We start from the raw sequence: 22,862 nt of genomic DNA on the forward strand, positions 1-22,862 counted from the left end.
GATGAGAGCGACACTGCTGACGCTGGTCGTGCTGATCCTGGTCGCGAGCGGTGTCACCGCCGCCCAGGCGAGCCCGGTCGTGGCCGACGACGGCGCGAAAGTCGTCCAGGAGACCTGGCTCGACGCCCGGACCGTGGACCTCAAGATCGATTCCCCGGCGCTGGGCACCACCGGGATGGTCCGGCTGATCGTGCCGGCCGGCTGGGCGTCGCAACCGACGCGGACCTGGCCGGTGCTGTTCCTGCTGCACGGGTGCTGCGAGCCCGTCGACTACAAGTCGTGGGACCAGTTCACCGACGTCAAGGCGTTCACCGCGACCAAGGACGCCCTCGTCGTGATGCCGAGCGACGGCCCGGCCGGGATGTACACGAAGTGGTGGAACTTCGGGCTGTCGGCCAAACCCGACTGGGACACCTTCCACACCGCCGAAGTCCGCCAGATCGTCGAACGCGGCTACCACGGCGGCACCCGCCGCGCGATCGCCGGGCTGTCGATCGGCGGCTACGGCGCCATGGCGTACGCCTTCCAGCACAAGGGGATGTTCGCCGCGGCGGCGTCGTACTCCGGCGTGCCGAACACGCTCTACCCGGGCATCCCGGTCTGGATCATCGGCATCCTCGCCCGCGCCGGGATCTTCAACTACCTGAACCTGTGGGGCGACTCCTTCGGGATGCAGCCGATCTGGTCGTCGCACAACCCCTACGACCACGTCCAGGACCTGCGCGGTATGGCGCTCTACATCTCTTGCGGCAACGGGCAGACCGGGCCGCTCGACCCGCCCGGGCAGTCCGACGTCCTCGAACCGTCGGCGTTGCTTTCGTCGCAGAGTTTCACCGACAAGCTGCGCCAGGCCGGCATCCCGGCGACGGTCGACTACTACGGGCCGGGCACGCACAGCTGGCCGTACTGGCAGCGGGCCCTGCACAACTCGTGGCCGGTCCTGGCCGGCGCGCTCGGACTCCCCGCCTGAGCGTTCTTCCTTTCCCCGATGGAGGTTGTGGTGAAGTCTGTCCCCTTGCGACGCGTGCTGTCCGCGCTCCTGGGCGTCTCCCTGGCGGCGCTGGGAGTCGTGGCCGCGAGCCCGCCGGCCGGTGCCGCGGCGGCGCCGATCCTGCCCGGCCCGTTCGACGACTCGTTCTACACCCCGCCGTCGCCGCTGCCGGCCGGCAAGCCCGGTGACGTCCTGCGCTGGCGCCCGACGGTGCCGCTGCTGAACGCCGGCAACGCCGACGCCTGGCAGGTCATGTACCTCTCGACCAACGCCCGCGGCCTGCCGGACGCGGTCACCGGCACGATCCTGGTGCCGAAGGGCAAGGACCCGGCCCAGGCACCGATCGTCGGCTACGCGGTCGGCACGCAGGGCCCGGCGTTCAAGTGCACGGCGTCCAAGGCGATGGAACGCGGCACGCTCTACGACCAGCCGGCCATCAACGACTCGCTGTCCAGCGGGTTCGCCGTCGCCGTGACCGACTACGAGGGCTACTCGCCGACGACCACGCCGACGTACATCACCGGCCAGTCCGAAGGACCGGCCGTGATCGACTCGGTGCGGGCCGCGCAGAACCTCCCGGCCGCCAAGCTGGCCAAGGCCGCCAAGGTGATCTTCCAGGGATACTCGCAAGGCGGCGGCGGATCGATGTGGGCGGGGGAGAAGGCACCGGCCTACGCGCCGGAGCTGAACGTCGTCGGCGTCGTCGCGGGCGGCGTGCCCGCCGACCTGACCGAAGTCGCGAAAGGACTGGACGGCTACATCGGGTTCGGGTTCCTCGCGTTCGCCGCGGTCGGGCTCGACGCCGCGTACCCCGAGCTGAAGCTCGACTCGTTCCTCAACGACACCGGGCGGCAGCAGCTGAACGACGCGAAGAAGAACGCGTGCGTCGCGGAACTGCTGCTGAACTACTCGTTCAAGAAGATCAGCGACTACACGACCTCGAACCCCCTGGGAACGCCGCAGTGGCAGGCGCGGCTCGCGCAGAACAAGCTGGGCGCGAACCCGCCGCGGGTGCCGGTGTTCCAGTACCACGCGAGCACCGACGAGATCGTCAACACCCCGCAGGCGGAGGCGCTGCACCGGGCGTACTGCGCGGCCGGGGTCCGGGAGCAGTGGCAGACCTACGTTTCCGACCACGCCACCGGAATCCTGGCCGGGAACGGGGATGCCCACCAGTGGATCGTCAAGCGGTTCGCCGGTGAGCAGGCCCCGTCCAACTGCTGAGCGTCAGAGCTTGCCCGCGGCGAAGGCGGCGGCGTCGGAGGCGTCGCCGCCATAGCTCAGGTGCGCCAGGAAGTTCGCGCCGCCCGGCTGGCAGATCGGGTCGCCGTCGGCGCAGTAGTCCTTGGTGCGGCTCTGGTAGGTCCCGATCACCTGACGGCCGATCGCGCGGATCGGGTTGCCGAACAGCAGCACGGCCGCGACCCGCGGGGCCAGCTCCGCCGGGATGGCCGCGACGATCGGGCCGCCGACGACCGCGCCGTCGCTGCTGACACCGATGGAGTTGTCGACGACGTTGGCGCCCTGGGAGTAGCCGACCAGGACGAACCGCTGCTGCGGGCACGCCGCGGCCTGCGCCTTGACGTGGTTGACCAGGTCGGTGTTGCCCTTCTGCACCGATGCCGGCTCGCCGAGGTCGGCGGGGTAGTCGACCCGGTAGCTGCTCAGCGATCGCGGTCGCAGCCGGTCCTGCACGGCCTGGTAGACGGGGTCGCCGACGATCAGCCCGAGCGTGCCGGGTTCGAACGTGCCGCGGGCGACCGGCACGTCGACGTCGGTGCAGGGCGCGGCCGACGCCGCCGGGGCGGTGGCGACGGTGACGGCGAGACCGGCGGCGGCGAGGCCGATCGTGACGGCGGAAGAAAGCAGACGATTCATGGTTGATCCCACCTCTGCTGGGAAACGGAATGTCCGCAAACGCTTTCTCGAAATGCGCTTAAAAGCAAGAGAATCTTCGGTCGGCCGGGCGGAGTTGTTCGGCCGGTGACAATCAGTCCTATGTGGATACTCAGCCGACGGCGTCGACGCGGTCCAGCAGGGCGGGGTCGAGCCCGCGCAGGGCGGCCATCACGAACCCGGTGGCCAGCTCGCCCGCCGCGATCGGGTCGACGCCGGGGGAGTGGGAGACGTGCATCGCGGCCCGGCCGACCAGGCCGACCATCATCGCGGCCAGCAGGTCCGCGCCGGGGCCGGGCGTGCGGTTGTGGGCGAGCAGGTGCTCGCGGACGCGGTCGACGACGTGCGTCGTGACCGTGTCGGCCAGCGCGCGGCGCTCGTCCGACATCTCGTCGACGGCGGAGTCGAACAGCATCCGGAAGCTGTCCGGGTGCGCGCCGGCGTAGCGGAACATCGCCATCACGGCGAGCCGGACGCGGTCTTCGAGGGGGCTCGCGCTCGCGGTTTCGTACGCGGTGAGGACCCAATTCCGCAGCGCGGCGACTTCGCGGCTCACGGTGGCGCGGAAAAGGGCGGCCTTGTCCCCGAAATGCGCGTACAGCGTCGGTTTCGTGGAATCGGCGCGGGCGGCGATCAGGTCCATGGTGGCCTGGGCGTACCCGCGTTCGGCGAACACCGCGCGGGCGGCGTCGAGCAGCTCGCCGTCGGTGGGTCGGGCGGCCGGGCTCCGGCGCGTGCTGGATCGATCAGGGGACCGCGGCCTGCTCATGGAGGTGTACTGTACGGTCTCGCTGCTTTACCGCTCGGTAAAGCTCACCCGCCCCGCGAAGGGAGCCCGGTGTCCGGCGACCAAGCTCGGCAGCAAATCCCGGTGGCGCACGAGGTTTCCGGACGCGCGGAGCTGGCCGCGCTCATGCGTCCGGCGATCCCGTCGCTGGTGGAGTGGATCGTCCGGGAGGTGTGGCAGGCCGTCCCGGTGTACGCCCGGCACGGCCGTGTGACCCGGCACGGGGTCGAGTGCGCGGTGGTCCTGTTCGTCGACCTGGTCGAGGACCCGCTGGCGCCGCGGGAGCGGCTCTACGAGACGTGCCGCCGGCTGGGCGCGGGCGAGGCCTACGAGGGCCGGACCCTCGACGACCTGCAGGCAGCGTACCGGGTCGGCACGCGCGCGGGCTGGCGCTGGATCATGCGCCTGGGCCGCCGGCAGCGGCTGTCGTCGGCGGTGATGGCGCGCCTCGCGGAGATGCTGTTCGGCTACGCGGACGACCTGGCGCGGATGTCGATCCGCGGGCACCGCGAGGCGGAGGCGGAGCTCGGCGGCACGCGGGCGGGCCTGCGCCGTCGCCTGCTGCGCCTGATCACCGGCCCGGTGGCGCCGACGGACGCGGTCGTCGCCGAACTCGCGACGGCGGCCGGGTGGCCGGTGCCCGGCGAGGTGGCGGCCGTCGTCCTCGAGGCACCGGTGGAACCGTGCTGGGGGCCCGAGGTGCTGGCCGACCTCGAACCGCCGCAGCCCTGCCTGGTGGTGCCGGCGCCGGCGGACGCGCGGTTCCTCGCCGCCCTGGATGTCCGGGTCGCGGTCGGGCCGCCGGTCGCGCCTTCGGCGTCGGCGCAGTCGCTGCGCTGGGCGCGGACGACGTTGCGGCTGGTGGGTGAAGGCGCGTTGCCGGACGTCCCGGTGACGTGGTGCGCGAAGCACCTGACGACGTTGTGGTTGCTCTGCGACCCGGCCCTGGCGGACCAGGTGGGCCGCCAGGAACTGGCGCCGCTGGCCGGCTTCCCGGACCGCACCCGGCGCCGGTTGAGCGAGACTTTGCTGTCGTGGCTGGAAAACGGCGGGAACTCGGAGAAGATCGCGGTGGACCTGTCGGTGCACCCGCAGACGGTCCGGTACCGCGTGCGCCAGCTGAAGGAGGCGTTCGGCGAGCGGCTGGAGGATGCCGAGACGCGGTTCGCGATGCAGGCCGCGTTGCGCGCCTCGGCTCTCCGGCTCCCGGACCTCAGCCCTTGACCAGGGCGGTGACGGCTTCGGCGAGGGGTGTCGTCGGGCGGCCGATCAGGCGGCGGAGGTCGCCGGAGTCCGACGTCAGCTCGCCCTCGGCGATGCCGCGGTCGGCGTCGGCCAGCATGGCCGCGACCGGCTCCGGGAGCCCGGCGCCGACCAGGACCTTGCGGTACTGCTCGACCGGCAGGTCCTGGTAGGCGACCGGCTTGCCCGCCGCGGCCGTCACGGCGGCGGCGAGGTCGGCGTAGCTCCACGGCTCGTCGCCGGCCAGCTCGTACACCTGGCCCTCGTGCCCTTCGCCGGTCAGGACCTCGACGGCCGCTTCCGCGAAGTCGGCCCGCGGGACGCCGCCCAGCTTGCCCTCGCCGGCGCTGCCGACGAAGGACCCGACGGCGAGTGCTTGGCCGATCGTCTGCGCGTAGTTCTCGGTGTACCAGCCGTTGCGCAGGAAGGTGAACGGCAGACCCGAAGCGCGGATGGCGTCCTCGGTGGCCTTGTGGTCGGGCGCGAGGGACAGCGTGGTCGTGTCGGCGGCCAGGACGCCCGTGTAGGCGAGGTGGCCGACGCCGGCCTCGCGCGCGGCAGCGACGACGGCTTCGTGCTGCGCCAGCCGCTGCCCGGGCGTGCTGCTGGAGATGAGCAGCACCTTGTCCGCGCCGGCGAAGGCCGCGACGAGGCTCGCCGGGTCGTCGTAGTCGGCTCGCCGCACCTGCACGCCCCGCGCGGCGAACTCGGCGGCCTTCGCGGGATCGCGTACGGCGGCGACGACCTCGCCGGGCGCGACCTTCTTCAGCAAGCCCTCCACGACCAGGCGGCCGAGCTGGCCGGTGGCACCGGTGACCACGATCATCTGCTGCTCCTCGCTCTTCGCTGTGCTTACCATCAGAGTGTACTAACTTTTCGAAAGTGCAAACTGTTGGTGAGCATCCTCACCTGGGCTTGTGCGGCGGGGGAGGTACCGTTGACCCCATGAGCGAGTGGCTGGACGAGCACGGGCAGGTGCTGTACGACGTGTTCGCGCAGGCGTGCACGTCCCGGACGACGCTCGAGCACATCACCGGCCGCTGGGGAATCCTGGCGATGGCCGCCCTCCACGACGGCACGCTCCGGTTCAACGCCCTGCGCCGGCGGGTGTCCGGGGTGAGCGAGAAGATGCTGGCCCAGACGCTGCAGGCCCTGGAGCGCGACGGGTTCGTCCACCGCGAGGCCCAGCCGACGATCCCACCGAAGGTCGAGTACAGCTTGACCCCGCGCGGCCGCCGCACGGCGGCGCTGCTGCTGGCGCTGATCGAGGACGTCGAGGGTCAGATGCCCGAGGTGATGGCGGCGAATGCGGAGTACGACGCGGCGAAGCGTGAGGCGTAACGCGTTCTAGTTCGACTCGACAAGTCGCGCCGGGTCGGCTCCCGGGAGCCTTGCCCAAAGTTGGAACGTGTTCTAGTTTTGGGGAGTGAAGACCGATCTGGGCCTGTCCGGTGCCGTAGTCCTGGTGACCGGGGGTGTCCGCGGCGTGGGCCGGGGCATCACCGACGTCTTCCTCGCCCACGGCGCCCACGTGGTCACCTGCGCCCGGCGCGAAACCGCCACCACAGCCGAGTTCGTCCAGTGCGACGTCCGGGACGAAACCCAGGTCAAGTCCCTCATCGACGGGATCGTCCACAACCACGGCCGCCTCGACGTCGTCGTCAACAACGCCGGTGGTGCCCCGTACGCGCCCGCCGCGGAGGCGTCTACGCGGTTGCACGACAAGATCGTCCAGCTGAACCTGCTCACCCCGCTCCTGGTCTCCCAGCACGCCAACGCCGTCATGCAACGCCAGGACGGAGGCGGCTCCATCGTGATGATCTCCAGCGTCAGCGGCACGCGCGCGTCGCCCGGGACCGCCGCCTACGGGGCCGCCAAGGCCGGGCTCGACAACCTCGCCGCCAGCCTCGCCGTCGAGTGGGCTCCGAAAGTGCGGGTCAACACCCTCGACGTCGGCATGGTGCGCACCGAACAGGCCCACCTGCACTACGGCAGCGAGGCCGCCGTCGAAGCGGTCGGGAAGACCGTGCCGCTGGGGCGGCTGGCCGAGCCGGCGGAAGTGGGCGCCTGCGCCGCCTTCCTCGCCTCCGGCCTGGCTTCCTACGTCTCCGGCGCGACCCTGCTCGTGCACGGCGGCGGAGAGGTCCCGGCGTTCCTCGCCGCGGCCGACGTCAACCAACGGGAGGATTCGTGAGCGGGTTGTGCCAGGACCGGGTGGTCGTGGTGACCGGCGCCGGCCGCGGCATCGGGCGGGCCCACGCCCTCGCCTTCGCCGCCGAGGGCGCGCCGGTGGTGGTGAACGACGTCGACGCGGACGCGACCGCGGAAGTCGTCGCGGAAATCGAGGCCCTGGGCGGAAAAGCCGTCGCCACCACCGATGACATCGCCGACTGGGCCGGGGCGAAGTCCCTCGTCGACACCGCCCTGACGCACTTCGGCCGTCTCGACGTGCTGGTCAACAACGCCGGGTTCGTCCGCGACCGGATGCTGGTCAACCTCGGCGAAGACGAGTGGGACGCGGTCGTCCGCGTGCACCTCAAAGGACACTTCGCGCCCCTGAGGCACGCCGCCGAGCACTGGCGCGCCGAAGCCAAAGCCGGGCGGGCACCGCGAGCCCGGGTGATCAACACCAGCTCCGGCGCGGGCCTGCTCGGCAGCGTCGGCCAGGGCAACTATTCGGCGGCGAAGGCGGGGATCGCCGGGCTGACCGTCGTCGCGGCGGCCGAGCTGGCGCGCTACGGCGTGACCGTGAACGCGATCGCGCCGGCCGCGCGGACCCGGATGACCGAGGCGGTCTTCGCGTCGATGGCGCGTCCGGACGACGGTTTCGACGCGATGGCCCCGGAAAACGTCTCGCCGCTGGTCGTCTGGCTGGGCAGCGAGGAGTCCGCGCAGGTGACGGGACGCGTCTTCGAGGTCGAGGGCGGCAAGGTGTCGCTCGCCCAGGCGTGGCGGCACGGCCCGGTCGTGGACAAGGGCGCGCGGTGGGACCCCGCCGAGCTCGGCCCGGTGGTGAAGGACCTGCTCGAGCGCGCGCCCGAGCCCGAACCCGTCTACGGAGTGAGCTGATGGGCATCCTGACCAAACGCGACGCGCACGTCGAGCTCGTCACGGTCGACTTCCCGCCGGTCAACGCGCTGCCCGTGCAGGGCTGGTTCGACCTGGCCGAGACCATCCTGAAGGCCGGGAAGGACCCCGACGTCCACGTCGTCGTGCTCCGAGCGGAAGGCCGTGGGTTCAACGCGGGCGTGGACATCAAGGAGATCCAACGCAGCGAAGGATATGACGCGCTCGTCGGCGCGAACCGGGGCTGTCACGCGGCTTTCGGCGCGGTCTACGACTGCGCGGTGCCGGTCATCGCCGCGGTGCACGGCTTCTGCCTCGGCGGCGGGATCGGGCTGGTCGGCAACGCCGACGTCATCCTCGCCTCCGACGACGCCACCTTCGGCGTCCCCGAGGTCGAACGCGGCGCGCTCGGCGCCGCCACCCACCTGGCCCGGCTCGTCCCGCAGCACCTCATGCGCACCCTCTACTTCACCGCCCGCACCATCACCGCCGCCGAACTGCACGCGCACGGCTCGGTCTACCAGCTCGTCCCGCGCGCGGAGCTGGACGACGCCGCCCTGGCCGTCGCCCGCGACATCGCGAAGAAGGACCCGCGGGTCATCCGGGCCGCCAAGGAGGCCCTGAACGGCATCGACACCCAGCAGGTGCACCGCAGCTACCGGTTCGAGCAGGGCTTCACCTTCGAGCTCAACCTGCTCGGCGCGTCCGACGAAGCCCGCGAGGAGTTCTTGAATGGCCGATAAGCGCACGACCGCCGACGACGTCGCGGCGGAACTCCGCGATGGCATGACCATCGGCATCGGCGGCTGGGGTTCACGGCGCAAGCCGATGGCGCTGGTCCGCGCGATCCTCCGCACGTCCGTCAAGGACCTCACCGTCGTCTCCTACGGCGGTCCCGACGTCGGCCTGCTCTGCGCGGCGGGCAAGGTCAAGCGCGTCGTCTTCGGGTTCGTGACGCTCGATTCGATCCCGTTCGACCCGTGGTTCGGCCGAGCCCGCGAGGCCGGCGCGATTGAGGTCACCGAATACGACGAAGGCATGTTCGGCGCCGCGCTTTCCGCGGCAGCGCAACGGCTTCCGTTCCTGCCGATGCGCGCCGGCCTCGGCTCGGAGGTGATGCGCGCCAACCCGGACCTGCGGACCGTGCGCTCGCCGTACGCCGACGGCGAGGAACTGGTCGCGGTCCCGGCGCAGCACCTCGACGTCGCCCTCGTGCACCTCAACCGCGCCGACGCCCGCGGCAACGCCCAGTACCTCGGCCCGGACCCCTACTTCGACGACCTCTTCTGCCTGGCGGCGGACAAACGGTTCGTCTCGGTGGAAAAGGTCGTCGACACGCCTGAGCTGATGGCGGGCGGACCGGTGCAGTCGCTGCTGCTCAATCGAAGTGCGGTCGACGGTGTCGTCGAGTCCCCGCACGGCGCGCACTTCACCACCGCGGTGCCGGACTACGGCCGCGACGAACGGTTCCAGCGCCACTACGCATCCTGTGCGAAGGACCTGGAAGCGTGGCCGGGGTTCGTGGACCGGTTCCTCTCCGGCGACGACCGGCGCTATCTGTCCGAAGTGGACAAGTTCGAGGCGGAGGCGGCATGAGCGCGACCCGGGCCGAGATCGTCGTCGTGGCGATGGCCGAGGTGTTCCGCGGCGACGGCGAGATCGTCGTCAGCCCGATGGGCCTGGTCCCGCAGCTCGGCGCGAAGCTCGCGCGGCTGACGTTCGAGCCGGACCTGCTGATGTCCGACGGCGAGGCGTTCCTGGTCACGACCGACGGCGTGGTCGAGGGCTGGCAGCCGTTCCGCAAGATGCTCGACACGATCGTCCCGCACGGACGTCGGCACGTCGTAATGGGCGCCAACCAGATCGACCGGTACGGCAACCAGAACATCTCCGCGATCGGTGACCACGCCCGGCCGAAGAAGCAGCTGCTCGGCGTGCGCGGCGCGCCGGGCAACACCGTCAACCACCGCACCAGCTACTGGGTTCCCCGGCACTCCCCACGGGTCTTCGTGGACACAGTGGACGTCGTGTCGGGAGTGGGCTACGACAGCGCGGCCAAAGCCGGCCCGTCGGCGCAGAAGTACCACGACGTCCACCGGGTCGTCACGAACCTCGGCGTGTTCGACTTCGGAGGTCCCGACCACGCGATGCGGGCGGTGTCGCTGCACCCCGGCGTGACCCGCGACGACGTCGTGGCGGCGACGACGTTCGAGATCGACTTCTCCGGTGCCGAGACCAGCCGCGAGCCGACCGGCGAAGAGCTGCGGCTCATCCGCGATGTCGTGGACCCGAAGAGCTTGCGCGACAAGGAAGTCCCGGCATGAAGACCGCGCTGACCGAGCTGGTCGGGGTCGAGCACCCGGTCGTGCAGACCGGGATGGGGTGGGTCGCGGGGCCGCGGCTCGTCTCCGCGACGGCCGAGGCGGGCGCCCTCGGCATCCTCGCCTCGGCCACGATGACCTTCGCCGAGCTGGAAGCCGCGATCACCGAGGTCAAGAAGCGCACCGAAAAGCCGTTCGGGGTCAACCTGCGGGCCGACGCGGCCGACGCCGGTGACCGCGTCGACCTGCTGATCCGCGAGCGTGTCAAGGTGGCGTCGTTCGCGCTCGCGCCGCGCAAGGAGATGATCGCGAAGCTGCGGGACCACGGGATCGTCGTGATCCCGTCGATCGGCGCCGCGCGGCACGCCGAGAAGGTCGCCGCCTGGGGCGCGGACGCCGTCATCGTCCAGGGCGGCGAAGGCGGCGGGCACACCGGGGGCGTGGCCACGACGTTGCTCCTGCCGAGCGTGCTGGACGCCGTCGACATCCCGGTGGTCGCCGCCGGCGGCTTCTTCGACGGCCGCGGCCTGGCCGCCGCCCTTGCCTACGGCGCCGCGGGGGTCGCGATGGGCACCCGGTTCCTGCTGAGCAAGGAGAGCACGGTCCCCGACGACGTCAAGCGCGTCTACCTCGAGCAGGGGCTCACCGGGACGGTCGTCACCCGGCGCGTCGACGGCCTGCCGCACCGGGTGCTGCGCACCGACCTCGTCGAGAAGCTCGAACGCACCGGCCGCCTGCGTGGGCTCGCGCAGGCCGCGCGCAACGCGCTGCGCTTCCGGAATATCACCGGACTGTCCCCGGTTGCCATGGTCAAAGAAGGCCTTGCGATGAAGCACGGCAACGATCTGACCTGGAGTCAGCTGGTCATGGCGGCCAACACCCCGATGCTGTTGCGGGCGGGGCTGGTCGACGGCCGGACGGACGCGGGAGTGCTAGCGTCGGGACAGGTGGTGGGCATGATCCACGACCTGCCCACGGTGGCCGGGATCGTCGAGGGCACAGTGGCCGAGGCAGGTGAGATCCTGCGACGGCTCGGCCGGGAAACGGGAGGGTGAGCGTGACGCTCAAGGTCGGATACAAGGCGTCGGCGGAGCAGTTCGGACCGCGGGACCTGGTCGAGTACGCGGTGCGTGCCGAAGAGGTCGGCCTCGACTCGGTCTGGGTGTCGGACCACTTCCTGCCGTGGCGCCACGAGGGTGGCCACGCGCCGTGGGCGCTGGCGTGGATGCCGGCGGTGGCCGAGCGCACGAAGCGGGTGCAGATCGGCACGAGCGTGCTGACCCCGACGTTCCGGTACAACCCGGCGGTGATCGCCCAGGCGTTCGCGACGATGTCGTTGCTGTCGAACGGCCGCGTGATCCTGGGGGTGGGGTCCGGCGAGGCGCTGAACGAGATCGCCGTCTCCGGGCGCGAATGGCCGGAGTTCAAGGAGCGGTTCGCGCGGCTGCGGGAGTCGATCAAGCTGATCCGCGAGCTGTGGACCAGCGACAACGTGAACTTCAAGGGCGACTACTACGAGCTGGTGGACGCGAAGATCTACGACCGGCCGGAGCAGCCGGTGCCGGTGTACATCGCCGCGGGTGGCCCGGTGGTGGCCAAGTACGCGGGCCGGGCGGGTGACGGTTTCATCTGCACCTCGGGCAAGGGCATGGACCTCTACACCGAGAAGCTGATGCCCGCGGTGAAGGAGGGTGCGGAGGCGGCTTCGCGGACCGTCGAGGACGTCGACCGGACGATCGAGATCAAGCTTTCGTATGACCGCGACCACGAGAAGGCGCTGGAGAACACCCGGTTCTGGGCGCCGCTGTCGCTGTCGGCGGAGCAGAAGCACAGCGTGTCCTCGGCGGAGGAGATGGAGCGGCTGGCCGACGAGCTGCCGATCGAGCAGGTCGCCAAGCGGTGGATCGTGGCGTCGGACCCGGACGAGGCCGTCGCGCAGATCAAGCCGTACCTGGACGCGGGGCTGAACCACCTGGTCTTCCACGGTCCGGGCCACGACCAGGAGCGGTTCCTGAGCCAGTTCTCCGAGGACGTGCTGCCGAAGCTGCGCGCCCTGGGCTGAGTTACAGGCGTTCGATGATGGTCACGTTGGCGGTGCCGCCGCCTTCGCACATCGTCTGCAGGCCGTAACGACCCTCGCGGCGCTCCAGCTCGTGCAGGAGCGTCGCGAGGAGCTTCGTCCCGGTCGCCCCGATCGGGTGGCCGAGGGCGATGCCACCGCCGTTGACGTTCACGCGGGACGGGTCCGCGCCCGTTTCGTCCAGCCACGCCAGCACGACGCTCGCGAACGCCTCGTTGACCTCGAACAGGTCGATGTCCTCGATCGCGAGCCCCGCGCGGCGCAGCGCGTGGGACGTCGCCGGGATCGGTCCGGTCAGCATCCACACCGGGTCGGCCGCGCGGACGGACAGGTGGTGGATGCGGGCCCGCGGCGTCAGATCGTGCTCCTTGACGAACGCCTCGGACGCCAACAGCGCCGCGCTCGCGCCGTCGGAGATCTGGCTGGCCACCGCGGCCGTCAGGCGTGACTCCGGAGAAAGCGGCTTCAACCCGCGCATCCGCTCCAGTGACGTGTCCCGGCGCGGGCCCTCGTCGTGGCGGAAGCCGTCGACCGGCGCGATCTCCGCGTCGAACCGCCCGGAGTCGATGGCGGACAGGGCCCGCTGGTGGCTGCGGAACGCGTACTCCTCCATGGCTTCCCGGCTGATGTCCCAATGGGAAGCGATCATGTCGGCGCTGCGGAACTGCGACACCTCGACGCTGCCGTAGCGCTCCTGCCAGCCCTTCGAGCCGGAGAACGGGTCGTCGAAGCCGTACTCGCGCCCGGCCAGCATCGCCGCGCTGATCGGGATGCGGCTCATGTTCTGCACGCCGCCGGCCAGCACCAGGTCCTGCGTTCCCGACATGACGGCTTGGGCCGCGAAGTGCACGGCCTGCTGGCTCGACCCGCACTGCCGGTCGATCGTCACGCCGGGCACGTGGTCCGGGAACCCCGCCGCGAGCCACGCCGTGCGCGCGATGTTGCCCGACTGCGGGCCCAGGGTGTCCGTGCAGCCGAGGATGACGTCGTCGACGAGGTCCGGGTCGACGCCGGCGCGTTCGACGACCGCGCGGATGACGTGCGCGCCGAGGTCGGCGGAGTGCCACCCGGACAGCGCGCCGCCGCGCCGGCCCACGGGCGTGCGGACCGCGTCGAGCAGGAAAGCTTCGGGCACGACAACTCCTAGGGGTGCTGGCTGGAGACGGAGACGACTTCGCCGGTGAGGTAGCTCGCGTAGTCGCTGGCGAGGAAGACCATGACGTTCGCGACCTCCCACGGCTCGGCGGCGCGGCCGAACGCCTCCTGCTTGGTCAAGTCGGCCAGGAGTTCGTCGCTGGTCACCTTGGCGAGGAAGGGATGCATGGCGAGGCTCGGCGCGACGGCGTTGATCCGGACGCCGTGCTCGGCCGCGTCCAGGGCCGAACACCGGGTCAGCGCCATGACGCCGGCTTTCGCGGCGGCGTAGTGCGCCTGCCCGGCTTGGGCGCGCCAGCCGATCACCGACGCGTTGTTGACGATCGCGCCCCCGCCGCCCTGCGCGACGAACTGCTTCAACGCGGCGCGAGTGCAGCGGAACGTGCCGGTGAGGGTGATGTCGAGGACGCGCGACCACTCGTCGTCGGTCATCTCCAGCACCGACTTCGTGCCGCCGAGCCCGGCGTTGTTGACCATGACGTCGAGGCGGCCGAAGTGGTCGACGGCGCCGTCGATGAGCGCCTGGACCTGGACCTCGGCAGTGACGTCGCAGGGGATCGCGTGCACCTTCCCGAGTTCGGCCAGCTCGGCGGCCTTTTCACCCAGGCGCCGTTCGTGCCAATCGCTGATCACCACCTGAGCGCCTTCCTCGAGGCAGCGTCGCGCGACGGCCGAGCCGATGCCGGTGCCGGCCGCGGCGGTGACCACGACGACCTTGCCGGACAACAGCTCGTGGCCAGGCGGGTACTGGGGGATCACGGGCGGGCCTCCCTCGGCAGGCCGAGCACGCGCTCGGCGATGATGTTCCGCTCGATTTCGTCCGACCCGCCGTAGATGGTGTCGGCGCGGGTGAACAGGTACAGCCGCTGGGCGTCGTCCAGTTCGTCCCCGGAAGCGACCAGGGACCGCGCGCCCCGGGCCCGCATCGCGAGTTCGCCGAGCCCGCGGTGCCACTGGGCCCACAGGAGCTTGCCGACGGCGACCTCCGGCCCGGCCGGGCGGCCCAGCGTCCGCAGGGCGTGGGCGCGCAGGACGCGCAGGCCGAGGCGGGCGCGGGTGAGGTCGGCGCGCAGCAGCGGGTCGTCGTAGGTGCCGAGCCGTTTCGCATCGGCGGTGATGTCGTCGAGTTCGCGGCGGAAGCCGATCTGCTGGCCCAGCGTCGAAACCCCGCGTTCGAACCCGAGGGTGGCCATGGCGATCTTCCAGCCGTCGCCCGGGGCGCCGACGACCAGGTCGGCGGGTGTGCGGGCGTCGTCGATGAAGACTTCGTTGAACTCCGAGGTGCCGGTCAGCTGCTGGATCGGCCGGACCGTCACGCCGTCCTGGCGCAGCGGCACCAGCAGGTAGGAGAGGCCGTGGTGGCGCTGGGAGCCGGGTTCGGTGCGGGCGACGACGAAGCACCAGTCGGCCACGTGCGCCAGGGACGTCCAGATCTTCTGGCCGTTGACCACCCATTCGCCGTCGCGCAGAACCGCCGACGTCGAGACGGCGGCCAGGTCGGAGCCGGCGCCGGGCTCGGAGTAGCCCTGGCACCAGAGTTCTTCGACGGCGACGATCTTGGGCAGGAACCGGTTCCGCTGCTCGGGCGTACCGAAGGCGATCAGCGTCGGGCCGAGCAGCTGCTCGCCGATGTGGTTGACGCGGGCAGGTGCACCCGAGGCCGCGTACTCCTCGTGGAAGGCGACCTGCTCGTCGAGGGAGAGGCCGCGGCCGCCGAACTCCGCCGGCCAGCCGACGCACGTCCAGCCCGCGGCGGCGAGGTGGCGTTCCCAGGCCAGGCGCAGGTCGAACGCCTCGTGCTCGCGTCCCGGCCCGCCGAGACCGCGCAACCGGGCGAACTCGCCGGTCAGGTTGTCCGCGAGCCAGCCCGCGACCTCGCGGCGGAATCGCGTCGGTTCCACGCACGCCTCCTTGCTGCCGGGCCGGTCCGGCACCTAGGGTAATGAGAACACGTTCTAGTTTGTCGGTCCAGAGGAGGGTGTGGTGGGACAGACCACGATCCCGGCCGTCGTCCGCGATGCCGCCGCGAAGTTCGGCGCCGCGGAGGCACTGGTCGACGGCGACGTCCGGCTCGGCTTCGACGCGCTTCTGCAACGTGTTCAAGCGGTCGCGCGGGCCTTCGCCGCCCGCGGCGTCCAGCCCGGCGACCGGGTCGCCGTCACCCTGCCCAACACCAGCCACTGGGTGCTCACGGCGCTGGGCGCGCTCTACGCGGGCGCGTCCCTGGTGCCGGTCAACACGCGGTTCACCGCCGCCGAGACCGTCGACCTGCTCGTCCGCAGCCGGGCGAAAGCCCTGGTCGTGGCCGCGGACTTTCTCGGCGCGGACCGCCACGCCGCGATCGTGGCGACCGGCGCCGAGCTGCCGGACCTCGCCACGGTCGTCCGGGTACCCCTGGAGCGGCCGCACCGGCCGGTGCCGGGCACCCTCGGCTGGGACGAATTCCTGGATCTCGCGCCGCAGGTGCCGCTCGCCGAAGCCGAACGACGCGCGGACGCCGTCCGGCCGGACGACGTCAGCGACATCCTGTTCACCTCGGGCACGACCGGCCGCTCGAAAGGCGTGCTCTCCGCGCACCGCCAGGTGGTCGGCGTCGCCGCGGCCTGGGCGGAGTGCGGCCGGGTCACCGCCGACGACCGGTACCTGGTGATCAACCCGTTCTTCCACAGCTTCGGCTACAAGGCCGGGATCGTGGTCGGGCTGCTGACCGGCGCGACGATCGTCCCGCAGGCTGTGTTCGACGTGCGCGCCGCCCTGGAGCTGATCGAGCGCGAACGCATCTCGGTGCTCCCGGGCGCGCCGACGATCTTCCAGTCGCTGCTCAACGAACCCGAGCGCGGCGACGTCTCGTCGTTGCGGCTGGCGGTGACCGGCGCGGCCGACGTCCCGGCGTCGCTCGTCCGGCGCATGCGGGCCGACCTGGGCTTCGACATCGTCCTGACCGCGTACGGCCTCACCGAAGCCGTCGTGGTGACCATGTGCCGGCCGGGCGACGACGCCGAGCTGGTCGCGCGCACGTCCGGCCGCGCGACGGCGGACTTCGAGGTCGCCATCCAGGGTTCGCCCGGCGAAGTCGTGGTCCGGGGGCCGAACGTGATGCTCGGCTACCTCGACGACCCGGACGCCACCGCGAAGGCCGTCGACGAGCAGGGCTGGCTGCACACCGGCGACGTCGGCGAACTCGACGCCGACGGCAACCTGACGCTCACCGGCCGGCTCAAGGACATGTACATCTGCGGCGGCTTCAACGTCTACCCCGCCGAGGTCGAACACGCCCTGACCGAGCTGGAGGGCGTCCGCGACGTCGCCGTCGTCGGCGTCCCGGACGAGCGGCTCGGCGAGGTCGGCAAGGCCTTCGTCGTCGGCACCGGCCTGACCGAGCGGGACGTCCTCGCGTTCTGCCGCGAGCGGCTCGCCAACTACAAGACCCCGCGGTTCGTCGCGTTCCTGGACGAACTGCCCCGCAACGCTTCCGGCAAGGTGCTGAAGCGGCTGCTGACCGAGGAGAACGCATGACTGAACCGGTGGTCCGCTCCGAGCGGCGCGGGCCGGTCGCGGTGGTCACGATGAACCGGCCGGACTACCGCAACGCCCAGAACTCGGCCATGACCTACGCGCTCGACGACGCTTTCACCGACGCCGTCAACGACCCCGAGGTGAAGGTGATCGTGCTGGCGGGGGAGGGGAAGCACTTCTCCGCCGGGCACGACATCGGCAGCCCGGGCCGCGACGCGGACCAGCCGTTCGACCGGCGCGCGGTGATGTGGTGGGACCACACCGACCGGGCCGGCGGTGACCAGCGGTTCGCCCGCGAGTCCGAGGTCTACCTCGGGATGTGCCGCCGCTGGCGGGAGATCCCGAAGCCGATGATCGCGAGCGTCCAGGGCGCGTGCATCGCGGGCGGGCTGATGCTGGCGTGGGTGTGCGACCTGATCGTCGCCGCCGATGACGCGTTCTTCGCCGATCCGGTGGTGCGGATGGGGATTCCGGGGGTCGAGTACTTCGCGCACCCGTGGGTGCTCGGCCCGCGCGCGGCCAAGGAAGTGCTGTTCACCGGCGAGCGGTTCACCGTCCAGCAGGCCAAGGAATGGGGCATGGTCACGCGGATCGTGCCACGCGCCGAACTGGAAGAACGCACCCTCGAACTCGCGGAGAAGATCAGCGGGATGCCGCAGTTCGGACTGGCACTGGCGAAGAAAGCCGTCAACCAGGCCGAGGACCTGATGGGCCTGCGGTCCGGAATGGACTCCGTGTTCGGGCTCCACCACCTGGCGCACGCGCACAACGCGGAGACGTCGGAAGACTCCCTCGGTGGGCAGTCGGCGCGGTCGATGCGTGACGCGAACAAGGGGGCGTGATGGACCTCGACATCGACGAGGCGTCCGCGGCCTTCCGCGACGAGGCCCGTGAGTGGCTGGCTTCGCATGTTCGTTCGCTGCCGTCGATGGACACCGCCGAGGGCTTCGCGGCGCACCGCGAGTGGGAGGCCGAGCTGGCCGAGGCGCGGTGGTCGGTCGTGTCGTGGCCGCGGGAGTACCACGGGCGAGACGCGTCGATGCTGCAGTGGCTGCTGTTCGAGGAGGAGTACTACGCGTCGGGGGCGCCGGGGCGGGTCAGCCAGAACGGCATCTTCATGCTCGGCCCGACATTGTTCGCGCACGGCACGCAAGAGCAGCGCGACCGGATCCTACCCGCGATGGCGACCGGTGAGCAGGTGTGGGCCCAGGCGTGGTCGGAGCCCGAGGCGGGCAGCGACATCGCGGCGTTGCGCAGCACGGCGGTGCGCACCGACGGTGGCTGGTTGCTGTCGGGGCAGAAGACGTGGAGTTCGCGGGCCTCCTTCGCCGATCGTGCGTTCGGGTTGTTGCGCACCGATCCCGACGCTCAGCGCCACCACGGCCTGACGTACTTCATGGTCGACCTGCGCGCCGAGGGTGTCACGGTCCGGCCGATCCCGCAGCTGGACGGCGAACCCGGTTTCGCGGAGATCTTCTTCGACGACGTGTTCGTCCCGGACGAGGACGTCATCGGCGAAGTCGGGCAGGGCTGGCGGGTGGCGATGACGACGGCGAACAACGAGCGTGGCCTGTCGCTGCGCAGCCCGGGCCGGTTCCTCGCCGCAGCCGATCGTCTCGTCGACCTCTGGCGTACGGAGGGCGCGCCCGAGTCCACAAAGGACAGGGTGGCGGACGCCTGGATCGGTGCTCGTGCCTATCAGCTCTACACGTTCGGCACCGTGAGCCGCCTGGCCGAGGGCGGCGAGCTGGGCCCGGAATCCAGCGTCAACAAGCTTTTTTGGTCCCATTTGGACGTCGAACTGCACGAGACGGCCCTGGACGTGCTCGGCCCGGCCGCGGAGACCGACGAGACCTGGGTCGACGGGTACCTGTTCTCCCTCGCCGGGCCGATCTACGGCGGTACCGACCAGATCCAGCGGAACACGATCGCCGAACGGCTGCTGAAGCTGCCCAGGGAGGCCCGCCGATGAGGTTTCAGCTCTCGCCGGAGCACCGCCAGTTCGCCGCGACGCTGCACGACCTGCTGGGCGGGGCGGACACCGCGGCGACCGCCCGTGCCTGGGCGGCGGGGGAGCACGACCGCGGCCTCAAACTCTGGCGCGCGCTCGCCGACATCGGAGTCTTCGGCTTGCTGGTGCCCGAGGACTACGGGGGCCTCGGTGCCGGCCCGGTCGACCTGGTCGTCGCGTGTGAAGCGCTCGGCTACCACGCCGTCCCGGGCCCGCTCGTCGAATCGGCGGCGGTCACGCCGGCGCTGCTGACCGGCGACCGGCTGACCGCGCTCGCCGAAGGTGATCTCCTGGCCACCGTCGCCGCCCCACCGGAAGTCCCCCTGGCACTCGACGCCGACGTCGCGGGAGTCGTGCTGGACCTGACCGGCGCCGAACTGGAACCGGAGTCCGACGTCGTCCGCTCGATCGACCCGGCTCGGCGGCTGTTCCCGGTCTCCGCCACTCCGGCGGGCGAGACCGCCGCGTTCGACCTGGGTGTCCTGGCGGTGTCCGCGCAGCTGCTCGGCGCCGGCCAATGGCTCCTCGACACGTCGGTGGAATACGCGAAGCAGCGCCGCCAGTACGGCCGCGCCATCGGCGAGTACCAGGCGATCAAGCACCTCCTCGCCGACGTCGCGACCCGCCTCGAACTCGCCCGCCCGCTGCTCCACGGCGCGGCCGTCGCCGGCGACACGTTCGCCCGGGACGTCTCGGCGGCGAAGGTCATGGCGGGCGGCGCCGCGCACCTCGCCGCACGGACCGCCCTGCAGGTCCACGGCGCCATCGGCTACACCGCCGAACACGACCTCGGCCTGCGGCTGACGAAGGTGCGGGCCCTCGCCGGCGCCTGGGGGACCGGGTCGTTCCACCGGACGCGGGTGCTGCGATGACCGATCCCCTGGACACCGAGGAAGCCCGGGCCCTGCGGGACGCCGTCCGGGCGCTGCTGACCCGCCGGTCGGGTCCCGAGGCGGTGCGAGCGGCGCTGGAGTCCCCGCTCGGCCACGACGACAAGCTCTGGTCGACGCTGTGCGAGCAGATCGGCGTCGCCGCCCTCGCGATCCCCGAGCACTACGGCGGCGCGGGCGCCGGCCTGGCCGAGATCTGCGTGGTCCAGCAGGAACTCGGCCGGACCCTGACGCCCACCCCGCTGCTCGGATCCGCGGTGCTGTGCGGGGAAGCGTTGCTGCGCACGGGAAACGACGAGGCCTGCGAACGGCTGCTGCCGGGCATCGCCGCGGGCACCACCCTCGCCGCGCTGGCCTGGTCCGACGAGGACTGGTCACCGGCGCTCACCGCGTCCGACAGCGGACTCGGCGGCCGCGCCCACTACGTCCTCGACGGCGACCTCGCGGACGTCCTCCTGGCGGTGGCCCGCACCGCGGACGGCGCCGGCCTGTTCGAGGTGCCCCTGGACGGCGTCCGCCGCGAGCGCGTCACGACCCTCGACCCGACGCGGCGGCTGGCTGTCGTGGACTTCGCGTCGACCCCGGCCCGGCGTCTCGACACCGACGGATTCGGTCAGCAGCTGGGGAAGCTGCTCGACACGGCGGTGGTCGCGGTGGCGGCCGAGCAGGTCGGCGCGGCGGCCCGGGCCCTGGAACTGACGGTGGAGTACACGAAGCAACGCCGCCAGTTCGGCCGTCCGATCGGCTCGTTCCAGGCGTTGAAGCACCGGATGGCCGACGTGCACGTCCACGTCGAAGCCGCCCGGTCGGCGCTGTACGCGGCCATTGTGGACGGTGACCCCGAAGCGGTCACGACCGCGAAAGTCGTGTGCGGCGAGGCGTTTTCCCACGCGGCGGCCGAGATGATCCAGCTCCACGGCGGCATCGCGATCACCTGGGAACACGACGCCCACCTGTACTTCAAGCGCGCGCACGGAACCGCCCTGCTGTTCGGCGATCCCGTGCGCGCGCTCTCGACCGGCTAGGAGAGGTGGTGCACCTCCTGCAGCCCGTAGACCGGCGTCGGGATGCCCTCGGCGCGGGCCTTCAGCTGCAGGGCCAGGTAAAGCGAGTAGTGCCGTGACTGGTGCAGGTTCCCGCCGTGGAACCACAGCCCGTCCTGCTGGGTGGGCTTCCACATGTTCCGCTGCTCGCCTTCCCACGGCCCCGGGTCCTTGGTCGTCTCCGACCCCAGGCCCCACACCTTGCCGACCTTGTCGGCCACCTCCTGGCTGATCAGGTCCGCCGCCCAGCCGTTCATCGAGCCGTAGCCCGTCGCGTAGACGACGAGGTCGGCCTCCAGCTCGGTGCCGTCCTCGAGCACCACTGACGTCTCGGTGAGGGAAGCGACCTGGCCGTGGGCGAGCTTGACGTCGCCGTTGGCCACCAGGTCCGCCGCGCCCACGTCGATGTAGTAGCCGGAGCCGCGGCGCAGGTACTTCATGAACAGGCCGGAGTCGTCGTCGCCCCAGTCGTGGCGGAAGCCCGCGGCTTCCAGGCGGTCGTAGAACTCCTGGTCGCGCTCCTTGATCGCCGCGTACACCGGCTGCTGGAACGTGTGCATGATCCGGTACGGCAGCGAGGCGAACGTCAGGTCCGCCTTCTGCGTCGTCATGCCCGCGGCCAGCGCGCGCTCCGAGTACAGGTCGCCGAGCCCGAGGTCCATCAGCGAGTCCGACTTCACGATGTGCGTCGAGCTGCGCTGGACCATCGTGACGTCGGCGCCGGCTTCCCACAGCGCGCCGCAGATGTCGAACGCGGAGTTGTTCGACCCGATGATCACGGCCTTCTTGCCGCGGTAGGCGTCCGGGCCGGGGTGCTTCGAGCTGTGGTGCTGTTCGCCGCGGAAGCGGTCCTGGCCCGGCAGCACCGGGACGTTCGGCTTGCCCGACATGCCGGTCGCCAACACCAGTTGCTTCGGCCGCAGCACGGCTTCTTCGCCGTCGCGGTCGAGGACGACGGTCCACTCCTGGGTTTCTTCGTCGTAGGAGGCGCTTTTGCAGGTCGTCGACGACCAGTAGTTGACCTCCATGACCTTCGTGTACATCTCGAGCCAGTCAGCGATCTTGTCCTTCGGCGCGAACACGGGCCAGGTGCGCGGGAAGTCCAGGTAGGGCAGGTGGTCGTACCAGACCGGGTCGTGCAGGCACAGCGACTTGTACCGGCCGCGCCACTGGTCGCCCGGGCGCGCGTACCGGTCGACGACCACGTGCGGCACGCCCAGCTGGCGCAGCCGCGCCCCCAGCGCGATCCCGCCCTGCCCGCCGCCGATGACGACGACGTACGGCTGCCGCGTCGTGCCCAGTTCGTCCGCTTCCGCCTGCCGCGCCTCCGCCCAGGTGACGCGCTCGCGGTTGATGCCGTGCTCCGCGCCCTTCGGCCGGGCGGTGCCGAGCGGCTCTTCGTGGCCCTTCAGCTCGTACAGCGTGGTCAGGAACGTGAACGCGCCTTCGTCGTTCAGCCGCAGGTGCCCGCGGGCGCGGCCGGCGGCCGTCTCGAACCCGATCCACGCCTCGACGACGCCGCCGGCCTCGGTCGGCTCCTCGGTCGTGTGGAAGCCGGTCGCGCCGGTGCTGTCCATGGTGGCCAGCAGCAGGTCCTTGACGCCGTCGCGGTTCTCCACCGTCTTGAGGTTCCAGGTGAACGCGATCAGGTCGCGCCAGAACGACGTCGTGGCGAAGAGGGCGGCCGCCCGGTCGGCGTCCCGGGCCGCGAGCGCGGCCTCGAAGGCGGCGAGCCAGCCGTCGACGCGCTGCCGGGCATCGAGGGCCGCGGCGGGTTCGAGGGTCTGGGTCATGAGCGGACCTCCCCGTCTCGGGGCACCGTCGTCGTCGGCGGCGCGTTCAGCGCAGCCAACCCCGCCGGGCC

General features: G+C 71.3%; 23 protein-coding genes. 16 read left to right on the forward strand and 7 right to left on the reverse strand.

From position 1 onward, the window contains the following. Position 1: 1 nt before the first annotated feature. Together BLV96_RS01625 and BLV96_RS01630 are read left to right on the forward strand one after the other, a co-directional pair. Entirely contained in the window at positions 2 to 970 is a 969-nt protein-coding gene (locus tag BLV96_RS01625) for an alpha/beta hydrolase (RefSeq protein ID WP_086674403.1), read from the forward strand. Positions 971 to 1,000: 30 nt separating this feature from the next. Then, complete coding sequence (locus BLV96_RS01630; RefSeq protein ID WP_244180006.1) at positions 1,001 to 2,215, forward strand: lipase family protein; 1,215 nt, start codon at positions 1,001 to 1,003, stop codon at positions 2,213 to 2,215. A gap of 3 nt (positions 2,216 to 2,218) precedes the next feature. On the opposite strand, the gene BLV96_RS01635 is transcribed toward BLV96_RS01630, so the two are convergent. Both BLV96_RS01635 and BLV96_RS01640 read right to left on the reverse strand, forming a co-directional pair. Then, entirely contained in the window at positions 2,219 to 2,869 is a 651-nt protein-coding gene (locus BLV96_RS01635; RefSeq protein ID WP_086674404.1) for a cutinase family protein, read from the reverse strand. A gap of 130 nt (positions 2,870 to 2,999) precedes the next feature. Beyond that, a complete protein-coding gene (locus BLV96_RS01640; protein ID WP_086674405.1) occupies positions 3,000 to 3,656 on the reverse strand; it encodes a TetR/AcrR family transcriptional regulator in 657 nt (218 codons plus the stop codon). 69 nt (positions 3,657 to 3,725) lie between these two features. Between BLV96_RS01640 and BLV96_RS01645 the strand changes: the two genes are divergently transcribed. After that, a complete protein-coding gene (locus BLV96_RS01645; protein ID WP_244180007.1) occupies positions 3,726 to 4,898 on the forward strand; it encodes a PucR-like N-terminal domain-containing protein in 1,173 nt (390 codons plus the stop codon). Here the strand turns inward: BLV96_RS01645 and BLV96_RS01650 are convergent. Next, on the reverse strand, positions 4,888 to 5,742 hold the full coding sequence (locus BLV96_RS01650; RefSeq protein WP_086674406.1) for an SDR family oxidoreductase: 855 nt from the start codon (positions 5,740 to 5,742) through the stop codon (positions 4,888 to 4,890). The two genes, BLV96_RS01645 and BLV96_RS01650, sit on opposite strands and share 11 nt — an antisense overlap. Positions 5,743 to 5,861: 119 nt before the next feature. Here BLV96_RS01650 and BLV96_RS01655 point away from each other — a divergent pair, with 119 nt between their 5' ends. The 8 genes from BLV96_RS01655 (at position 5,862) to fgd (ending at position 12,365) form a co-directional block, all read left to right on the forward strand. Then, positions 5,862 to 6,257 (forward strand): winged helix-turn-helix transcriptional regulator, encoded by a 396-nt coding sequence (locus BLV96_RS01655; RefSeq protein ID WP_086674407.1) that lies wholly within the window; start codon positions 5,862 to 5,864, stop codon positions 6,255 to 6,257. Positions 6,258 to 6,342: 85 nt separating this feature from the next. Next, positions 6,343 to 7,110 (forward strand): SDR family oxidoreductase, encoded by a 768-nt coding sequence (locus BLV96_RS01660; protein ID WP_086674408.1) that lies wholly within the window; start codon positions 6,343 to 6,345, stop codon positions 7,108 to 7,110. Then, positions 7,107 to 7,985: an SDR family oxidoreductase gene (locus tag BLV96_RS01665; protein WP_086674409.1), complete on the forward strand. Its 879-nt coding sequence runs from the start codon at positions 7,107 to 7,109 to the stop codon at positions 7,983 to 7,985. The genes BLV96_RS01660 and BLV96_RS01665 overlap by 4 nt, the downstream gene beginning before the upstream one ends. Then, a complete protein-coding gene (locus tag BLV96_RS01670) occupies positions 7,985 to 8,725 on the forward strand; it encodes an enoyl-CoA hydratase family protein (protein WP_086674410.1) in 741 nt (246 codons plus the stop codon). Before BLV96_RS01665 ends, BLV96_RS01670 begins: the two co-directional genes overlap by 1 nt. Continuing rightward, positions 8,715 to 9,578: a CoA transferase subunit A gene (locus tag BLV96_RS01675; RefSeq protein WP_086674411.1), complete on the forward strand. Its 864-nt coding sequence runs from the start codon at positions 8,715 to 8,717 to the stop codon at positions 9,576 to 9,578. Before BLV96_RS01670 ends, BLV96_RS01675 begins: the two co-directional genes overlap by 11 nt. Next, on the forward strand, positions 9,575 to 10,306 hold the full coding sequence (locus tag BLV96_RS01680; RefSeq protein WP_086674412.1) for a CoA-transferase subunit beta: 732 nt from the start codon (positions 9,575 to 9,577) through the stop codon (positions 10,304 to 10,306). Before BLV96_RS01675 ends, BLV96_RS01680 begins: the two co-directional genes overlap by 4 nt. Continuing rightward, positions 10,303 to 11,358, forward strand: coding sequence for an NAD(P)H-dependent flavin oxidoreductase (locus tag BLV96_RS01685; RefSeq protein ID WP_086674413.1), 1,056 nt, complete (start codon positions 10,303 to 10,305; stop codon positions 11,356 to 11,358). The genes BLV96_RS01680 and BLV96_RS01685 overlap by 4 nt, the downstream gene beginning before the upstream one ends. Positions 11,359 to 11,360: 2 nt before the next feature. Continuing rightward, positions 11,361 to 12,365 carry a glucose-6-phosphate dehydrogenase (coenzyme-F420) gene (gene fgd, locus BLV96_RS01690; protein WP_086674414.1) on the forward strand — a complete coding sequence of 335 codons (1,005 nt, stop codon included), beginning with the start codon at positions 11,361 to 11,363 and terminating at the stop codon, positions 12,363 to 12,365. A gap of 1 nt (position 12,366) precedes the next feature. On the opposite strand, the gene BLV96_RS01695 is transcribed toward fgd, so the two are convergent. Genes BLV96_RS01695 through BLV96_RS01705 form a run of 3 tightly spaced genes read right to left on the reverse strand, consistent with a single transcriptional unit; the run spans position 12,367 to position 15,439 of the window. Next, entirely contained in the window at positions 12,367 to 13,518 is a 1,152-nt protein-coding gene (locus BLV96_RS01695) for an acetyl-CoA C-acetyltransferase (protein ID WP_086674415.1), read from the reverse strand. Between the two features lie 8 nt (positions 13,519 to 13,526). Further along, positions 13,527 to 14,297 carry an SDR family oxidoreductase gene (locus BLV96_RS01700; RefSeq protein WP_086674416.1) on the reverse strand — a complete coding sequence of 257 codons (771 nt, stop codon included), beginning with the start codon at positions 14,295 to 14,297 and terminating at the stop codon, positions 13,527 to 13,529. Beyond that, positions 14,294 to 15,439, reverse strand: a complete 1,146-nt coding sequence (locus BLV96_RS01705) for an acyl-CoA dehydrogenase family protein (RefSeq protein ID WP_086674417.1) — start codon at positions 15,437 to 15,439, stop codon at positions 14,294 to 14,296. Before BLV96_RS01705 ends, BLV96_RS01700 begins: the two co-directional genes overlap by 4 nt. A gap of 82 nt (positions 15,440 to 15,521) precedes the next feature. On the opposite strand from BLV96_RS01705, the gene BLV96_RS01710 reads away from it, so the two are divergent. From BLV96_RS01710 to BLV96_RS01730, 5 genes are read left to right on the forward strand one after another with little or no spacing between them, the layout of a single operon-like run. Beyond that, the gene (locus BLV96_RS01710) at positions 15,522 to 17,054 is read left to right on the forward strand and encodes a FadD3 family acyl-CoA ligase (protein ID WP_086674418.1); all 1,533 of its coding nucleotides are present in this window, start codon (positions 15,522 to 15,524) and stop codon (positions 17,052 to 17,054) included. Next, positions 17,051 to 17,896 (forward strand): enoyl-CoA hydratase, encoded by an 846-nt coding sequence (locus tag BLV96_RS01715; protein WP_086674419.1) that lies wholly within the window; start codon positions 17,051 to 17,053, stop codon positions 17,894 to 17,896. The genes BLV96_RS01710 and BLV96_RS01715 overlap by 4 nt, the downstream gene beginning before the upstream one ends. After that, a complete protein-coding gene (locus tag BLV96_RS01720) occupies positions 17,896 to 19,026 on the forward strand; it encodes an acyl-CoA dehydrogenase family protein (RefSeq protein ID WP_086674420.1) in 1,131 nt (376 codons plus the stop codon). Before BLV96_RS01715 ends, BLV96_RS01720 begins: the two co-directional genes overlap by 1 nt. Next, positions 19,023 to 19,937, forward strand: coding sequence for an acyl-CoA dehydrogenase family protein (locus BLV96_RS01725; RefSeq protein ID WP_086674421.1), 915 nt, complete (start codon positions 19,023 to 19,025; stop codon positions 19,935 to 19,937). The genes BLV96_RS01720 and BLV96_RS01725 overlap by 4 nt, the downstream gene beginning before the upstream one ends. Next, on the forward strand, positions 19,934 to 20,980 hold the full coding sequence (locus BLV96_RS01730; RefSeq protein ID WP_208608104.1) for an acyl-CoA dehydrogenase family protein: 1,047 nt from the start codon (positions 19,934 to 19,936) through the stop codon (positions 20,978 to 20,980). Before BLV96_RS01725 ends, BLV96_RS01730 begins: the two co-directional genes overlap by 4 nt. Here BLV96_RS01730 and BLV96_RS01735 read toward each other — a convergent pair. Continuing rightward, a complete protein-coding gene (locus BLV96_RS01735) occupies positions 20,977 to 22,791 on the reverse strand; it encodes a flavin-containing monooxygenase (protein WP_086674422.1) in 1,815 nt (604 codons plus the stop codon). The two genes, BLV96_RS01730 and BLV96_RS01735, sit on opposite strands and share 4 nt — an antisense overlap. Positions 22,792 to 22,862: the final 71 nt, after the last annotated feature.

The sequence above is a fragment of the Amycolatopsis pretoriensis genome, from assembly GCF_900107925.1.
Lineage (GTDB): Bacteria > Actinomycetota > Actinomycetes > Mycobacteriales > Pseudonocardiaceae > Amycolatopsis > Amycolatopsis pretoriensis.

Bases quoted from the DNA above. Each gene is read 5' to 3' on its own strand.
- BLV96_RS01625 (WP_086674403.1), top strand. From the start codon at position 2: ATGAGAGCGACACTGCTGACGCTGGTCGTGCTGATCCTGGTCGCGAGC.
- BLV96_RS01635 (WP_086674404.1), bottom strand. From the start codon at position 2,869: ATGAATCGTCTGCTTTCTTCCGCCGTCACGATCGGCCTCGCCGCCGCC.
- BLV96_RS01640 (WP_086674405.1), bottom strand. From the start codon at position 3,656: ATGAGCAGGCCGCGGTCCCCTGATCGATCCAGCACGCGCCGGAGCCCG.
- BLV96_RS01650 (WP_086674406.1), bottom strand. From the start codon at position 5,742: ATGATCGTGGTCACCGGTGCCACCGGCCAGCTCGGCCGCCTGGTCGTG.
- BLV96_RS01655 (WP_086674407.1), top strand. From the start codon at position 5,862: ATGAGCGAGTGGCTGGACGAGCACGGGCAGGTGCTGTACGACGTGTTC.
- BLV96_RS01670 (WP_086674410.1), top strand. From the start codon at position 7,985: ATGGGCATCCTGACCAAACGCGACGCGCACGTCGAGCTCGTCACGGTC.
- BLV96_RS01675 (WP_086674411.1), top strand. From the start codon at position 8,715: ATGGCCGATAAGCGCACGACCGCCGACGACGTCGCGGCGGAACTCCGC.
- BLV96_RS01680 (WP_086674412.1), top strand. From the start codon at position 9,575: ATGAGCGCGACCCGGGCCGAGATCGTCGTCGTGGCGATGGCCGAGGTG.
- BLV96_RS01685 (WP_086674413.1), top strand. From the start codon at position 10,303: ATGAAGACCGCGCTGACCGAGCTGGTCGGGGTCGAGCACCCGGTCGTG.
- BLV96_RS01715 (WP_086674419.1), top strand. From the start codon at position 17,051: ATGACTGAACCGGTGGTCCGCTCCGAGCGGCGCGGGCCGGTCGCGGTG.
- BLV96_RS01720 (WP_086674420.1), top strand. From the start codon at position 17,896: ATGGACCTCGACATCGACGAGGCGTCCGCGGCCTTCCGCGACGAGGCC.
- BLV96_RS01725 (WP_086674421.1), top strand. From the start codon at position 19,023: ATGAGGTTTCAGCTCTCGCCGGAGCACCGCCAGTTCGCCGCGACGCTG.
- BLV96_RS01730 (WP_208608104.1), top strand. From the start codon at position 19,934: ATGACCGATCCCCTGGACACCGAGGAAGCCCGGGCCCTGCGGGACGCC.
- BLV96_RS01735 (WP_086674422.1), bottom strand. From the start codon at position 22,791: ATGACCCAGACCCTCGAACCCGCCGCGGCCCTCGATGCCCGGCAGCGC.